Origin of the sequence: Hymenobacter properus, assembly GCF_015694735.1 — a bacterium.
GTDB lineage: Bacteria > Bacteroidota > Bacteroidia > Cytophagales > Hymenobacteraceae > Hymenobacter > Hymenobacter properus.
The window spans coordinates 24,285-37,812 of sequence record NZ_JADQDP010000006.1 but is presented as its reverse complement, the minus strand read 5'-3'; the positions used below and the strand labels follow the sequence as shown (position 1 = coordinate 37,812).

Below are 13,528 nucleotides of genomic sequence, written 5' to 3'. Positions count from 1 at the left end.
GGTGAAACACAACTACGCTTTCTGCCCAAGCTTATTGCCTTTATAACCTTTGATTGCCAGGGGAATCCAGCCTAACAACGGGATGAAATACGCCAGGGTTATGGGGTTGCGCCAGAGCATGCGCAGCCAAGCGCCGGGCTTGTCCAGCTGCATGCGGAAGTTGCGGCGGCCCTCCTTCACGTAGAGGCGCTCGAACTCGGTGAAGACGGCTGGCCAGGCGAAGGGCAGGAAAAACGGGAAGAAGCGGCGGTTTTCCTTCATGCGCTGCCACAGTTCGCGCCAGCGGTAGGGTTTTTGGCCGTGGGCCTGCACGGCAGCATCCAGCTCGGCTTGCATCTGCTGGCGGATTTGCTCGCTCAAGGCCAGGTATTCATCACGGGTGAGCTGGTCGACGGTTTTATCGGTGAGGTCGGACGGGCGGATGCGGGTGCCCATCACGAAGACCAGCTTGGCCGGCAGAGCCAGATAGAAGGCCCAGGGCTGAATGAGCACCAGCAGCAGCAGCACCGTGAGCGGCAAAAACGGAATGCCGATTTTCTTGGTCAGCCGGTTGATGGGGTCGAAGCTGTAGGCGTAGGGGTTGAGATATTCGGCGTTGATGGTGTAAAAAGGCACGATGTCGGTGCCGTGCTGCAGGCCCAGGCGCACCATGCTGGTAGCCAGACGCTGCAGCTCGTATTTGCGGTTGAACCCCTTGCCGATGCCGGGCACCCCCTCGGGGTAGAGCATCAGGTTGTGGTCCTGGTAGTACATCATGGTTTCGAAATTCAGCGTCGTGGCGTCCACGCAGCCGCATTTCTTCCAGAAGTCCTTCACCAGGTAGGGGTTCATCAGGGCCGTTTGGGAAAGCAGCGGGGCCGAAAGGGGCCGCGGCAGGTCGCGCATGGACTCGTGCCGGGGCAGGTAGCGAAACAGGTGCGACAAAGCCACCATGGCGTCCCAGGGGAAGGCCATGCCCGAGTGGTTGGACGCGAAAATCAGGGGCCGGTCGGGGTTGTTGCGCTGCGGGAAGTCCTCGAAGCCCACCAGTTCGGAGCGGAACCACACGCGGTCGAGCAGCTGCAGGATGTTTTCGTCCACCGTGCGGGTGAAGTCCTCCTCGAAATAGTCGTCGTAGATGTGCTGGTTGGCCTGAATGGCCGGCGGCGGAGGCGAGGACGCGGTGGTGGCGGGCATGGTTGGAACAGCGGACGGAAGGCGGAAGATAGGCGAATTTCTACCGTTGCGCTTGGAAGCCTCAACGTCTTACCACCGCAGAGGGCCCTGAGTTTTCGCAGAAGGAATGCAGAAGGTTCCGCTAGCTCCGGCTGCCGAAAATGGCGCTGCCCACGCGCACCAGCGTGCTGCCCTCCGAGACGGCCAGTTTATAGTCGCCGCTCATGCCCATCGAAATATCCTTAAAATCGGGCTCATTGGCGAAAAAAGCGTCTTTCAGGTGCTCGAAGTAGCTGCGCAACTGTTGGAACTCCTGCCGCAGCTGCGCCTCGTCATCGGTGAAAGTGGCAACGCCCATCACGCCGGTCAGGCGCACGTTCTGAAACTGTTGGTACTCATCGGAACGCAGGATTTCCTCGGCCTCGGCCAGTGTGAGGCCCGACTTGTTTTCTTCCCGAGCGATGTGGAACTGTACCAAGCAGTTGATAACGCGGCCGTTGGCAGCAGCGTGCTTGTTGATTTCGCGCAGCAGCTTCCCGCTGTCGATGCTTTGAATGGTGTGCACAAAGGGCGCCAGCAGCTTCACTTTGTTGGTTTGGAGCTGGCCGATGAGGTGCCACTCAACATCGGCGGGCAGTTGGGGCTGCTTGGCGGCCATTTCCTGGGGCCGGTTCTCGCCGAAGCAGCGGGCGCCAGCATCGTAGGCTTCCTGCAGCTTCTCGACGGGGTGGGTTTTGGTGACGACGCACAGCCGGGCGGAGGTGCCGGCCAGCTCGGCATTGAGGCGGTGGATGTTATCAGCGATGGACATGGGCTGGATTTGAATCAGATAATTAAACGGTCATGCTGAGCGCAGCCGAAGCATCTCTACCGCGCAAGTAACCAATTAGTGCTGCGGTAGAGATGCTTCGGCTGCGCTCAGCATGACGTTCAACAATAACTCCGGCAGGCTCAAAATGCCTCACTGCTTCACCTCCTTAAAGCCCATCTTCTTCACCTCCTCTTCGGAAAGGTTTTTCACTTCCGAAATCACGTTTACATCGGATTTCTGCACCAGCGGAGCGGCCGTAGCGGCAGCGGTTTTTGTTTGTTGCTGCTGTTGCTGTTCGGAGGTGGCTTGCACCACTTTCGTGTTGCTCTCGGCTTGCTTGAACTCGATGTTTACCTGATTGACGCGCTGCTGCGCCACAATCAGGTCGCGGCGCAGGCCTTCCACCTGGTGGCGGTACTCGTCGGTGGTGACGGCCTGTTTTTTCAGGTTTTCCTGGATTTCGGCCACCTTGCGCTTCAGTTCGTCGGCCTCGGCTTTGGCCGTTTTTAGCTCACTTTCCTTCTGGCGGCGCTCCTGCTCGGCGCGGTCGGCCTCCTGGCGGGCGCGGTCCGACTGCAGGCGGCCGGCCAGCTCGCTGCTGCTGATGAGGTTGTCGCAGTTTTTGGTGAGCAACAGGTTGTTGAGGCTCACTAGGTCCACGCTCACCACGTAGTCGGTTTTGAACTGGTCGGAGCTGCTGTACACCTTGCCCCCGGCGCTGAACACGGTGCCCGACACGCCCGATTCGGCCCCCACTTCCTGGTACACGCGGCTGTGCACGCTGGAGAGCTTGGCCGAGCGAATGTAGTAAATGCGTTTTTTCAGCTCGGGAGCCACGTTTTTGGCCGCCCGGCAGATGTCGAGGTAGGGCACAGCGGTTTCGGGCACCAGCACACCGGCGATGTCGGTGATGATGAGTTCCACAATGGAGGCGTGGTTGGCCGCCACCGAAGCCACCATGTAGCTGCCGTTCATCTTGAAGGCGGTGCTGATTTTGGAGCTGTAGAGCACGTCGGCCAGGGCCTGGTTGCGCAGCGGCGGCTCGCCGGGTTTGATGTACTGCCCGATGATGCTGGCCTTGTCGCGGTCTTCGAGCAGGATGAGGCAGCCGGTGAGGTCCTCAATCTTGTTGCGGTACATGGCCAGGCCTTTGATGAAGGTGCGGTCGGTGTAGTCGCGGGGCAGGTTGGCGTTGAGGGTGACCGCGCCGTCGGTGAGGCGCACCCGCATGATGTGGCCCTGGGCGCGGGCAGCGGAATGGCTTAGTGCCATCAGCAGCGCCAGACCGAGCGCCAACAGGCTTTTGTTCATCAGAATAACAGTCGAAGAAATAGAATTAAAACAGCGCCAGGCCGCGCAGGCAAAAATAGAACCGTTGCCACGTTCTCCGGCGTCAGTCTTCCAGCGGGTTGCTCAAAAACGTGCTTTTCAGCGCCAGCCAGGCTAGCCACAGCCCAATGCTCAGCCACAGGTAGGGCCGGTAGAAGTCCTTGGTGTTGCGGAAACGCAATTGCTTGATTTCCGATTTTTCGAGGCGGTTAATTTGGTTGAACACCGCGCGCAGGGCGCCGTTGTCGGTGGCTCGGAAGAATTGGCCGTCGGCCGCGGCGGCCAGTTCGCGCATGGTGGTTTCGTCGAGGCGGGTTTGCACGTAGCGGGGGCGGCCGTTGTCGTCCTGGCCGTAGGGCACGAAGCCATCCTTGCCCAGCCCGATGGTATAGATGCGGATGCCGAAGGCGTGGGCCAGCTGCGCGGCCAGCTGCGGGTCGAGGCTGCCGGCGTTGCTTTCGCCGTCGGAGAGCAGGATGCACACCCGCGAGCGGGCCGTGGACTCGCGCAGGCGGTTCACGGCTACGCCCAGGGCCGAGCCGATGGCCGTGCCGTCGTTGGCAATCATGCCGATGCGCAGGCCGGCCAGGTCTTCGCGCAGCAGGTCGTAGTCGGTGGTGAGGGGCGCTAGCGAGTAGGCGTCGCCGGCGAAGGCCACCAGGGCCAGGCGGTCGCCCACGCGGGTTTTCAAGAAGTCGGTGGCAATGCGCTTGGCAGCTTCGAGGCGGCTGGGGCGCAGGTCCTGGATTTCCATCGAGCCCGACACGTCGAGGGCCAGCACGATGTCGATGCCACGGCCCGACTGCTCCACCCGCTCGTCGGTGCGCTGGGGGCGGGCCACCGCCACAATGGCAAAGGCCAGCGCGAAGCCCAGCAGCACATCGGGCACGAAGCGCAGGGCCGCCGTCCAGTCGCGCCCGCCCTCGCCCGGCCCGAAGGCCACCCCCACCCGGGGCCGGCGCCGCGCCAGCAGCCGCCGCAGCAGAAACAGCAGCGGCACGGCCGCTATCAGCAGCAGCAGCTTGGGGTGCTGCCACTGGTAGCTGGCCAGCGTGGCGTAGCGCAGAAGGTTGAAAAAGTCGTTCACGCGGGGGCGAAGGTAGGAAGGGGAAATGGGGAGGTAGGGAGGTGGGAGGTGAGAGGTGGGAGTAGGAAAATATTTAATCCATTCGTCATCCTGAGCGCAGCGAAGGACCTTATCACGCTAGAACAAGCCGTTCATTCGCGAGAAGGTCCTTCGCTGCGCTCAGGATGACAGACGACAGCCTCCCCGCTCTCCCTCTTTCCTTCTACCCTTTCTTCACTCCTACTGCTCCACCACTGCCGCGTAGCGCCGCTCGGCGAAGCTGCGCAGGCGCTGGAAGGCGCGGTCTACTTCCTTGGCGTCTTCGCTCTGCAGGTTGCCGTAAATCACTTTATCAGTAGCGGTGAGGGCTTTGCGTACATCGGCGTCGTTTTCGAAGTAGGCCACGATTTCGCGGGTGGTGAAGGAATTGAGGCCGCTATTTTCGAGGCCGGCGAGGTAGTTTTTCCAGAGCACCACGGCCCGTTCCACATTAGTGGCCGAGCGCGACAAATCGAACCGCTCGACGTGCCGCGCAAACTGCGCCAGGAAGTAGCCGTGGTTTTTGCGCAGCTTGTAGGCCTGGTAGCGCCGCGTGAGGCGCCGCCGAAACAGGGTGGCGCTGCCCGCCGCCAGCAGCAGCACCGCCAGCGCGCCCGCAATCCAGTACGGGTAGTTGAACACCGGTTCCACGGGCACTAGGGCCAGGTTTTGGCGCAGAGCGGGTAGCTCCTCTCCCACCGTGGTGGGGGCGGTGCGGCGCAGCCGCACACGGCTGGGTGGCGGCAGCACGCTCAGGGTGTCGGGGCCTTGCAGCACGGCCACGGGCAGGGCCAAGGTTTGCACCGAGTCGAGCCGGAAGGTGCGCAGGTGGTACACGGTGCGGTCGAGACTAACGCCGCGGCGGGTGCGCGTGGGGTAATACGTCTTGCCCGCGTACTCAAACGGCGCAAACGCCGCCAGCGAATCCGGAAACACCACTTCCAAGCCGGGCGCGTGCTCGTAGCGCAGCTCGTAGTCGAGCGGCTCGCCCACCAGCACCGTTTGCTTCAGGAAGCGGCCCTGGGGCACGGGCAGCGAGCCGGTTTGGGCGAGGACAGGTTGAATGAACCAAAAAGTTAAAAAGCAGAACGTCATGCTGAGCGAAGCAGCGCGCAGTCGAAGCATCTCTACCGCGCAACGAACCTTATCGATTGGAATAGTTGCGCGGTAGAGATGCTTCATTACGTTCAGCATGACGTTTTTTCTCAGAAGTGAAAGCCCTACCCCCTTACCCACGACGCCCAATTTGCTGACGGTAACGAAACAAGTTCACGAGCTGCGGCACGAAGTCGCCCTCGGTGCTCAGGGGCAAGAAGCCCGTGCGGGTGCGGCGGCACAGGTTTACCAGCTCGGCTTCCTGGCGGTCGGCGCCGGACTCGATGCGGGCCCGGAAATCGGCCGAGGAAGTGTTTACCCAGCGCACCTGGCCGGTTTCGGCGTCGCGCAGGGGCACGATGCCCAGTGCCGGGAACTGTCGCTCGCGCGGGGCGCGCAGCTGCACCACTATCAAGTCGTGGCGCTGGGCCAGCATGGTGAGCTCGCGTTCGTAGTGGCCGTCGATGAAGTCGGAAATCAGCACCACCAGCGTGCGGCGCTTGAGCAGGCCCAGGGCCTGGCGGATGCCCGCCCCCACGCCGGTGCCGCGCGAGGCCGGCACCAGCGAAAATAGCCGGTTGATAAGCGCATAGGCTGCCCGCGCGCCCTTGGCCGGCGGCAGGTACAGCTCCTTCTGGTCGCTGAACGCAAACAAACCTAGCGCCGAGCCCTGCCGGGCGGCCGACAGCGCCAGCAGACCGGCAATGTCACGGGCCACGTCGAGCTTGCGGCGCTGGCCGTCGCCCACGTCGAGGGAGGCGCTCACGTCGAGCAGCACCAGCACCTGCTGCTCCTTTTCTTCCTTATAGGTTTTCACAAAGGTGCCGTGGCCCTTGCTGCTCACGGCCCAGTCGATGGCGCGCACCTCGTCGCCATACTGATAGAGGCGCACGTCGTCGAACTCCAGCCCCGTGCCCTTGAACACGGAATGAAAGTCGCCCTGCAGCTGGGCCTCCACCGCCTTGCGGATGCGGATTTCGAGGTGCCGCAAGCGGCGCACCAGGTCGGTGAGAGGGGTGGTCATGGGCGGGTTGGGAACGGGCAGGTGCCCCTCATGCGGTGCGCAGCAAAGCAACTTTACCGCAATAGTAAATCAAGCAAAAGAATTGCATGGCGCAGTAAAGGCGCTTCGCTGCGCAATGCATGACGTTCTCATGGCCCAGGGCGTAACTTTGCGGGCGTGAAAACCTTCCGTCGTTGCTGCCTGGGCCTGCTGGCCCCCCTCCTGCTAGCCCTGCCCGCCTGCGACCGGCCCGAAGACGTGCCCCCGCCCTCCGACCTGGTGCCCAAGGAAAAAATGATACGCCTGCTGGCCGACCTGCACGTGCTCGAAGCCCGGGTAGAAAGCAGCCGCCTGCCGCCCGATTCGGCCCGGGCCCTCTTCCTGGCCAAGCAAAAAGACCTGTTCTGGAGCCGCGAAATCTCGGATTCGACCTTTCAGCGCAGCTACCGCTACTACGGTGTGCACGGCAAGGACCTGAGCGAAATCTACAGCGCCGTGGTCGATACCCTGACACAGCGCCAAGCCCGGTTTGCGCCCCAGCCAGCCGCGGCTCCCGCCCCCACCCCTGCGCCGCCGGCCAACGCCGCCACGCTAACTAAATAAGCCGGCTGCCGTTGGGCACCGGGCCGGCCACCGCGGCCAGCACAATGTGTCCCTCGGCATCGGCAAAGCCTGTCACCAGCACTTCGGAGCGAAACTTGCCAATTTGCTTGGGCGGGAAGTTCACCACGGCCTGCACCTGTCGGCCCACCAGGGTTTCGGGCGTGTAGTGGTGCGTGATTTGGGCGCTGGATTTTTTTAGGCCGATTTCGGGGCCAAAATCAATGAGTAGCTGGTACGCCGGACGGCGCGCTTCCGGAAAAGGGCGTGCTTCTAGTATGGTACCCACGCGTAGGTCCACGCGTTCAAAATCGGACCAGGTGATGGTGGATGAGGAGGAAAGAGAATCCATAAAAATCAAAGTGCCAAACATAAGAACGTCCTGCTGAGCGCAGCCGGAGCATCTCTACTGCAGTAGCAACCCAATCGTTTGTCATGCTGAGCAAAGCGAAGCATCTTCTCCACGCTGAACGATTCGGACTGACGTGAGAAGGTCCTTCACTTTGCTCAGGATGACAGACGAAGTGGTAGAGATGCTTCGGCTGTGCTCAGCAGGACATTCTATTAGGCAAAGAACCAAAGAAAGTCCCCTACTCCACGGCAAACGTTTTGAGTTGCTCCAGCTTCACCTGGGTTTGCTTTTCCCAGTAGGCTTGCTTGGCGGCGTTCAGGCCGTGGTTGGTTTCGGCGTCGTAGCGGTTTTGCTCCCGGTCCCACTGGTCGTAAACGCCCTTGGTGAGGTTGTTGAAGGCCGGCTGCAGCTTGTTACAATCGGCGCGGGCTTGAAACACAAGTAGCTTCTGGCGCATGAGGCGGGCGTACACTTCGGTGATGTCGAAGTGCAACTGCTCGTGGCGCAGCAGCGCGGGCGTGAGGGTGGTTGGGTTCCGAATCCAGGAGGTATTGGGGTTGAAGGTGGCGTGCACCGTGCCGGTGAACACAAAATCGCGGCACGCCGCGTTGGCCTTGATGTCGGAGGTGGTGAGGGCGGCCAGCTGGTCGGAAGGCCCGGGCCGGCCCAGGAAATCGGCCGCGGTGAGCGGCCGCGAGGCCGACCACGGAATGGGCGCCGCCGCGGGCCGGGCCGAAGGAGCGGCAGGCTTGGGGCTGGGGCCTTGCAGCAAAGCGGCCAGCAACAGCAGCGGATTCAGAAAAGAAAGCATGGGGCAAAGAAGGCGAAAGTTCTACTTGTTTGGGCAAGCAGAACACCGCCCGGCGCACAAAAATTGCCTCTTCGCATGGGCAGAAAATCAAAATGGCCGCCCTGCCAGGTGCAACGGCAGCAGAACGACCAACGGCAGCAAAACCACAACCCCAAGACAAACCACTAATAAACAGCGGCTTGCTAGGAAATAATATTGACAGCCGCGCGCCGTGGCAAGGGCCGGTAGTGGGCCGTTTGACCGGTGGCCGTCCAAAGGTCGAAAGCCGGGAGCGAGAGGTTGGCGGCCATGAAGGACCACAGGTCGAGGCCGCGCCATTCGAGGCAGAAGCGCAGGAACTCGGGCTCTGCGCGGCAGCCGCGCAGGCCGCCCTCGCGCACGCGGGCCCGCTGGCCCGACGGCAGCGAGGCCAGCCAATCGTAGAAATCGGTGGCCGTGAGCGTGAGGGAGCGCGCCTGAGCGCAATAAGCCCGAATGGCGTCGTTGATTTCAATGAGCAGTTCGTCGTGCATGCGGGTCAGGTCAAAAAGCGTTAGAGGGCAAGCCTGGTGTCCAGGCCCGGCCTCGTTTGGCCGGCACAGGCCGTGGCGGTCATGGCCTCGGCATCGCGGCCTGCAAACCGGCACAGCGCGCCCTAGCGGTAGCGGCCCAACCTGGCGGCTACCAGCGTGCCTGACAATGCGTAGCAGCCTTTGGTTGAGGCTTGGCAAGGCTGATTCCCTGCGGTTAAAGCCCGGGGCGGCCGAACTCGGCCAGGCGCTGCGGCTGCGGCAGGGCGCGGGGCAGATAGTCGTGGTCTTGTTCGCCAGGCAGGCTCTCGAAGAAGGCATACGCGACATGGTCACGGCGAACCTTGCGCACGATATCAGGGTCGGCCGGTGGGAATTGGCGAACGGATTTGGGGGCGGGTTTCATAGCTCAGAAAGGACGGTAGTAGTCTCGCCAGCCTAGGGCCGACGGTTCCTTTTTAAACGCCTAGTAGCAGGAGCAGGATGCGCTAAATCAGGCTCTCGGCTTAATTTACGTACTTTTAGTGAGGGCACTTCGGAGAAACACGGAGGGTGGCTGCGCAAAATGCGTAACGCTGCTACGGCCGGCTGCAGCCTCCAAAACCAAACAGGCAGGCTCCTAAAGAAACCTGCCTGTGGTGCTTGGCTGTGCAGGGGAAACCGCCTAGCGGGTGGTGCTGCCCGACGTGCTGCCACTGGTCGAGCCGTTGGTGCTGCCGCCCACCGTAGTGGCCCCGCCCGTGGCGCCGCCGGTGGTGTTGCCCGAGGTGCCGCCGTTGGAGCTGCCGGTGGTGGCGCCGCCGGTAGAGGTGCCGCTGGTGCCGGCCGACATGCCGCCCGTGCCGCCCATGCCCGCCGTGGTACCGCTGCCGCTGTTGGTGCCGCCGCTGTCGCTCATGGCGTCGCCCCCAGTGCCCGAGCCGCTGCCGTTGGAATAGGCGCTGGAGTCGGCGGGATTGGTATTGCTCGAGGAGCCGCCGGTGCCGGTTTCAGAACCGCTGCCGCTGCCGTTGCAGGCCGTCAGCTGCGTGCCGGCCAGCGCCAGGCCCAGCAAAGCGAGCCGGAAAGTTGATTTGTGCATAGGATGCTTATTAAAAAAATTATGGAAAAGGTTCGCCGTTTATACGACTGATAATGAATGACAAGCGGCGCAAGAAATACGTATTTGCATCAGGAAACACGTAAGCACAAACACGGTAAATGCCCTTCGGCTGGCTTGGCCGGCATGTTTGCTTGAAATGCCGCTTCGGGGCAGCCGTTGCGCCAAGCCCTGGTTTAGTTGGAGCACCTTTTGCTTTCGCCGGATTCCGCTTGCCCGCACTTTCGCTCTTGGGAAAAACGCTGATTTGAATCCGCACTAATGCGGATTTGCAAGCGGGCGCTTTTAGCTGCACATGCCACGCGCATTAGCAATAATGCACTATTACAAAGCTAGTTATAATGCAAACTTGGCTTCTGTGCGCCCATACGCTGCCGTCGCCCATGCCTAACGGGCCCACGCAGGGCGGCGTAAGCAAAGTGCACCCTCGTGTTCGCACTTGGCTGGTGCCCGCCTGCCACCCGATGAAAACCGACTTTCCTGCTTCTGAACTTCCACCCATCAAGCGCCGCCTGGCTTCGCTGCGCCACCTCGACCTGCGGCGCCACTCCATCGACGAGTTGGTGGAGCGCGTGCATGAGCTACTTGAAGGGCAGCCCTTACGCTGCCTCACGCTGGCGCCCGGCCGGCTGCTTTACCGCGGCATCCTCTGTGAGGCCCTGCCCGCGCGGCTGGCCGACGTGTCGTACCCGCCGGCCGAGCGCGTGCACCACGACCAGCGCGCCAACCGGGCCGGCGCACCCATGTTTTATTGCAGCGCCACCTGGCATCCGCCGTTTTTTGAGGCCCACGTGCAGCCCGGCGACGGCATCGTCATCAGCCGCTGGCAAACGCAGCAGCCCTTGCGCATCCTCAGCTTCGGCTACGCCGACAACTGCGCCGACGACCCCCACTCCGACCGCGAAAAAGCCCTGCGTTATGCCCTGGCCCAGCTGCCCGCCGAAACCCGCGAGCTGGCCGCCTTTCTCACCCGCACCTTCACCCGCAACGTGGCCGACGACAACCGCCACCACTACCGCCTCTCCATTGCCGTGGCCGAAGCCTGCCAGCTTGGCCAGGCCTTCGATGGCCTGCTCTACCCCTCGGCCGCTATGGCCTCGCCGGCCCACAACCTGGCCCTGCATCCCAGTTGCCTCGACGCCGGCAAGCTCACCCTGGATTACGTAGAGCACCTGCGCGTGCACCACGTGTCGCCCGATACCGACGTGCTCGACGTGCGCTCCCTCAACATTGCCCGCACCGCCGGCCCCGACGGCCGCCTGCACTGGCAGGGCCGCCCTGGCAACTGGGTGCTGCGCGAGGGCAGCACCGCCACCGACTGCTGGCTGCAAAACGGCGAGTGGCGCTGCAACTAAAACGTAGCTTTCAATTGGCAAACCAAGTGCTTCCCATCACCAACCGACGCTAAAACACCTTACTACCCAGCCAAGCTATGAAGAAATACGCCCTTGTGATTCACGGCGGCGCCGTGACGATGAAACCCGGCGAGCTGAGCCCGGAAGAAGAAGCCGCCCAGCGCGAAGGCCTGAGCCAGGCGCTGGAGGCCGGCTGGGAAATCCTGCACCGCGGCGGCTCCGCCCTCGACGCCGTGGAGGCCGTGGTGCGCAGCCTCGAAGACAATGAGCATTTCAACGCCGGGCGCGGCAGCGGCCTCACCCAGCAGGGCGAAGTGAAAATGGACGCCGCCATCATGGACGGGCGCACCCTGAACGCGGGGGCCGTGAGCGCCGTGCCCTACGTGCAAAACCCCATCAGCCTGGCCCGGGCCGTGATGGACGACAGCCCGCACGTGTGCCTGGCCGAGTTGGGTGCCCTGGAATTGGCCCTCGAAAAAGGCCTGCCCGTGCGCGCGCCCAGCTACTTCCTCACCGAGAAAACCCGCCAGCAGTGGCTGGAAATTGTGCAGCAACAAGGGGCCGAAGCCATGCACGACACCGTGGGCGCCGTAGCGCTGGACCAAGACGGCAACCTGGCTGTGGCCACCAGCACCGGCGGCATTGAGGGCCAGCTGAAGGGCCGCGTGGGCGACAGCCCCATCATCGGGGGCGGCACTTACGCCAGCAACGATTCCTGCGCCATTTCCTGCACCGGCGACGGCGAGGTGATAATGCGCGGCGCGCTGGCCCACGAGGTGCACGCGCTGGTGAAATACAAAGGCTTGCCGCTGCCCGAAGCCTGCCAGACCGCCATCGGCCTGCGCGACGACGAGTTGAAGGGCGATAAAGGCATGATTGCCATCGACAAGGACGGCAACATCGCCCTGGAATTTAACTGCAACCTCATGCGCCGCGCCTACCGCGTGGGCGAAGAAGAGCCCGTGGTGGCCATGTGGAAAGATGAGTGAAGGGGGTCAACCTCACCCCGGCCCATCCCTCTGGGGAGGGAAGTTTGATGATGCATTAACCTCACATTTCAGGAGCCTCTCTCTTTTGGAGGGGCTCATGGGGTGAGGTTCCGGCGCGTGAGGTGGCGCAGCAAAGCAGGAAATGCGGGTTTCCCGGCTTTAAAATCCGTATTTCCGCCGGCATTTAACCCGTCTGCTAGCCGTAAAAACAAAGGAGCGTTTCGCTGCCAGCTTCCTTGAGGCGGCGATGGGCTGGGGACTTGGGCTGCTGATGGCGGCCCCGGGCCCTTTTTGTTTGCGAACACGCCAAGGGTGCCTAGCGCATTATCTTGCCCTGGTTGTCCCAATGGCTCGACTTTACTTCAAGGCTGCCGGGCTGGCGCTTGATGGTGCGCGTGTACCGCTCGCCGGCAATGAGGCCGTCGGGCCGGCGCTTGCCGAAAAATAGCAACACGGGCTCGCCGTGCTCGTTGGTGGTGAAGGTGATGTCGTAGCCCTTAAACACGTCATTGATAGTGGTTTTGGGCTCATAGATTTTGCTGAGCTTCTTGTCTAATTCGGGGTGGAGCGGCATGGCAGAAGGATGTTTGAACTCGTTACGGAAAGCAAAACTGAAATTTCCCGGAGGTGTAGGGCCATGGGGTGAGGCACCACGGCAGAACACTGGCTTCCTCAGCTCAGCCACCCCTGGCTGGCGGCGGTTTTGATGAGCGCGGCGGTGTTTTTGGCGCCGGTTTTCTCCATGATGTTCTGCCGGTGGGTTTCCACGGTGCGGGGGCTGGTGTACAGCTTTTCGGCAATTTGGGCGGTGGTGAGGCCGTCGGCCACCAGCTGCAGGATTTCCTGCTCGCGGGCCGAGAGGACGTTTTTGGCTTTGGTAGTAGGCTCCGGGTTGCCGGCCAGTACCTTTTCCAGCATGGCCAGGCCCAGGTCGGAGCACAGGAAACGCCGGCCTGCTGCCACGGCCCGCACGGCTACAATGATTTCGTCGTGGCCGGCATTTTTCAATACATAGCCGTGGGCCCCGGCCGCCAGCACCTGCCCGATGGACCATTCGTTGTCGACCATCGAGAGCACTAGGATGCGCACGTCGGGGTACTCGGCGCGCAGGCGCTGGGTGGTGGCCAGGCCGTCGAGGCCGGGCATGTGCAGGTCGAGCAGCACCACGTCGCAGGGCGTGGTGGGCAGTTGGGCCAGCAGTTGTTCGCCATCCTCGGCCTCACCGACCACGGCAAAGGAGTCTTCCTGGCTGAAAAGGGCGCGCAGCCCGTGGCGGAGCAGGGCGTGGTCGTCGACGAGAAACAAGCGTATCATA

At 62.5% G+C, this 13,528-nt stretch carries 16 protein-coding genes; 3 read left to right on the top strand and 13 right to left on the bottom strand.

Going from position 1 to position 13,528, the window contains the following annotated elements; translation table 11 throughout:
* Window positions 1-12: 12 nt before the first annotated feature.
* The 6 genes from I2I01_RS20790 to I2I01_RS20765 form a co-directional block, all read right to left on the bottom strand.
* Window positions 13-1,176, bottom strand: coding sequence for a lysophospholipid acyltransferase family protein (locus I2I01_RS20790; RefSeq protein WP_196288448.1), 1,164 nt, complete (start codon window positions 1,174-1,176; stop codon window positions 13-15).
* Window positions 1,177-1,297: 121 nt separating this feature from the next.
* Window positions 1,298-1,966, bottom strand: coding sequence for a YggS family pyridoxal phosphate-dependent enzyme (locus I2I01_RS20785; RefSeq protein ID WP_196288447.1), 669 nt, complete (start codon window positions 1,964-1,966; stop codon window positions 1,298-1,300).
* Window positions 1,967-2,116: 150 nt separating this feature from the next.
* On the bottom strand, window positions 2,117-3,277 hold the full coding sequence (locus I2I01_RS20780) for a hypothetical protein (RefSeq protein ID WP_196288446.1): 1,161 nt from the start codon (window positions 3,275-3,277) through the stop codon (window positions 2,117-2,119).
* A gap of 82 nt (window positions 3,278-3,359) precedes the next feature.
* Window positions 3,360-4,382: a VWA domain-containing protein gene (locus I2I01_RS20775; protein ID WP_196288445.1), complete on the bottom strand. Its 1,023-nt coding sequence runs from the start codon at window positions 4,380-4,382 to the stop codon at window positions 3,360-3,362.
* A gap of 219 nt (window positions 4,383-4,601) precedes the next feature.
* Window positions 4,602-5,525 (bottom strand): hypothetical protein, encoded by a 924-nt coding sequence (locus I2I01_RS20770; protein WP_196288444.1) that lies wholly within the window; start codon window positions 5,523-5,525, stop codon window positions 4,602-4,604.
* A 103-nt stretch (window positions 5,526-5,628) separates the two neighbouring features.
* Complete coding sequence (locus tag I2I01_RS20765) at window positions 5,629-6,519, bottom strand: DUF58 domain-containing protein (protein ID WP_196288443.1); 891 nt, start codon at window positions 6,517-6,519, stop codon at window positions 5,629-5,631.
* 156 nt (window positions 6,520-6,675) lie between these two features.
* On the opposite strand from I2I01_RS20765, the gene I2I01_RS20760 reads away from it, so the two are divergent.
* Entirely contained in the window at window positions 6,676-7,101 is a 426-nt protein-coding gene (locus I2I01_RS20760) for a DUF4296 domain-containing protein (protein ID WP_196288442.1), read from the top strand.
* On the opposite strand, the gene I2I01_RS20755 is transcribed toward I2I01_RS20760, so the two are convergent.
* The 5 genes from I2I01_RS20755 to I2I01_RS20735 all read right to left on the bottom strand — a co-directional run bounded on the left by I2I01_RS20755 (window position 7,094) and on the right by I2I01_RS20735 (window position 9,851).
* Window positions 7,094-7,450, bottom strand: a complete 357-nt coding sequence (locus tag I2I01_RS20755; RefSeq protein WP_196288441.1) for a tRNA-binding protein — start codon at window positions 7,448-7,450, stop codon at window positions 7,094-7,096. The genes I2I01_RS20760 and I2I01_RS20755 overlap by 8 nt on opposite strands.
* Window positions 7,451-7,688: 238 nt before the next feature.
* Window positions 7,689-8,261: a DUF922 domain-containing protein gene (locus I2I01_RS20750; protein ID WP_196288440.1), complete on the bottom strand. Its 573-nt coding sequence runs from the start codon at window positions 8,259-8,261 to the stop codon at window positions 7,689-7,691.
* Between the two features lie 182 nt (window positions 8,262-8,443).
* A complete protein-coding gene (locus I2I01_RS20745) occupies window positions 8,444-8,773 on the bottom strand; it encodes a hypothetical protein (protein WP_196288439.1) in 330 nt (109 codons plus the stop codon).
* Between the two features lie 214 nt (window positions 8,774-8,987).
* On the bottom strand, window positions 8,988-9,176 hold the full coding sequence (locus I2I01_RS20740; RefSeq protein WP_196288438.1) for a hypothetical protein: 189 nt from the start codon (window positions 9,174-9,176) through the stop codon (window positions 8,988-8,990).
* Between the two features lie 258 nt (window positions 9,177-9,434).
* Window positions 9,435-9,851 carry a hypothetical protein gene (locus I2I01_RS20735; RefSeq protein ID WP_196288437.1) on the bottom strand — a complete coding sequence of 139 codons (417 nt, stop codon included), beginning with the start codon at window positions 9,849-9,851 and terminating at the stop codon, window positions 9,435-9,437.
* Between the two features lie 482 nt (window positions 9,852-10,333).
* Between I2I01_RS20735 and I2I01_RS20730 the strand changes: the two genes are divergently transcribed.
* Both I2I01_RS20730 and I2I01_RS20725 read left to right on the top strand, forming a co-directional pair.
* Window positions 10,334-11,224 (top strand): RES domain-containing protein, encoded by an 891-nt coding sequence (locus tag I2I01_RS20730; RefSeq protein ID WP_196288436.1) that lies wholly within the window; start codon window positions 10,334-10,336, stop codon window positions 11,222-11,224.
* A gap of 77 nt (window positions 11,225-11,301) precedes the next feature.
* Window positions 11,302-12,213, top strand: a complete 912-nt coding sequence (locus tag I2I01_RS20725; RefSeq protein ID WP_196288435.1) for an isoaspartyl peptidase/L-asparaginase family protein — start codon at window positions 11,302-11,304, stop codon at window positions 12,211-12,213.
* A 316-nt stretch (window positions 12,214-12,529) separates the two neighbouring features.
* Here I2I01_RS20725 and I2I01_RS20720 read toward each other — a convergent pair whose 3' ends face one another.
* Together I2I01_RS20720 and I2I01_RS20715 are read right to left on the bottom strand one after the other, a co-directional pair.
* A complete protein-coding gene (locus I2I01_RS20720; RefSeq protein WP_196288434.1) occupies window positions 12,530-12,787 on the bottom strand; it encodes a hypothetical protein in 258 nt (85 codons plus the stop codon).
* A gap of 98 nt (window positions 12,788-12,885) precedes the next feature.
* Complete coding sequence (locus I2I01_RS20715; RefSeq protein WP_196288433.1) at window positions 12,886-13,527, bottom strand: response regulator; 642 nt, start codon at window positions 13,525-13,527, stop codon at window positions 12,886-12,888.
* Between the last annotated feature and the right edge of the window lies 1 nt (window position 13,528).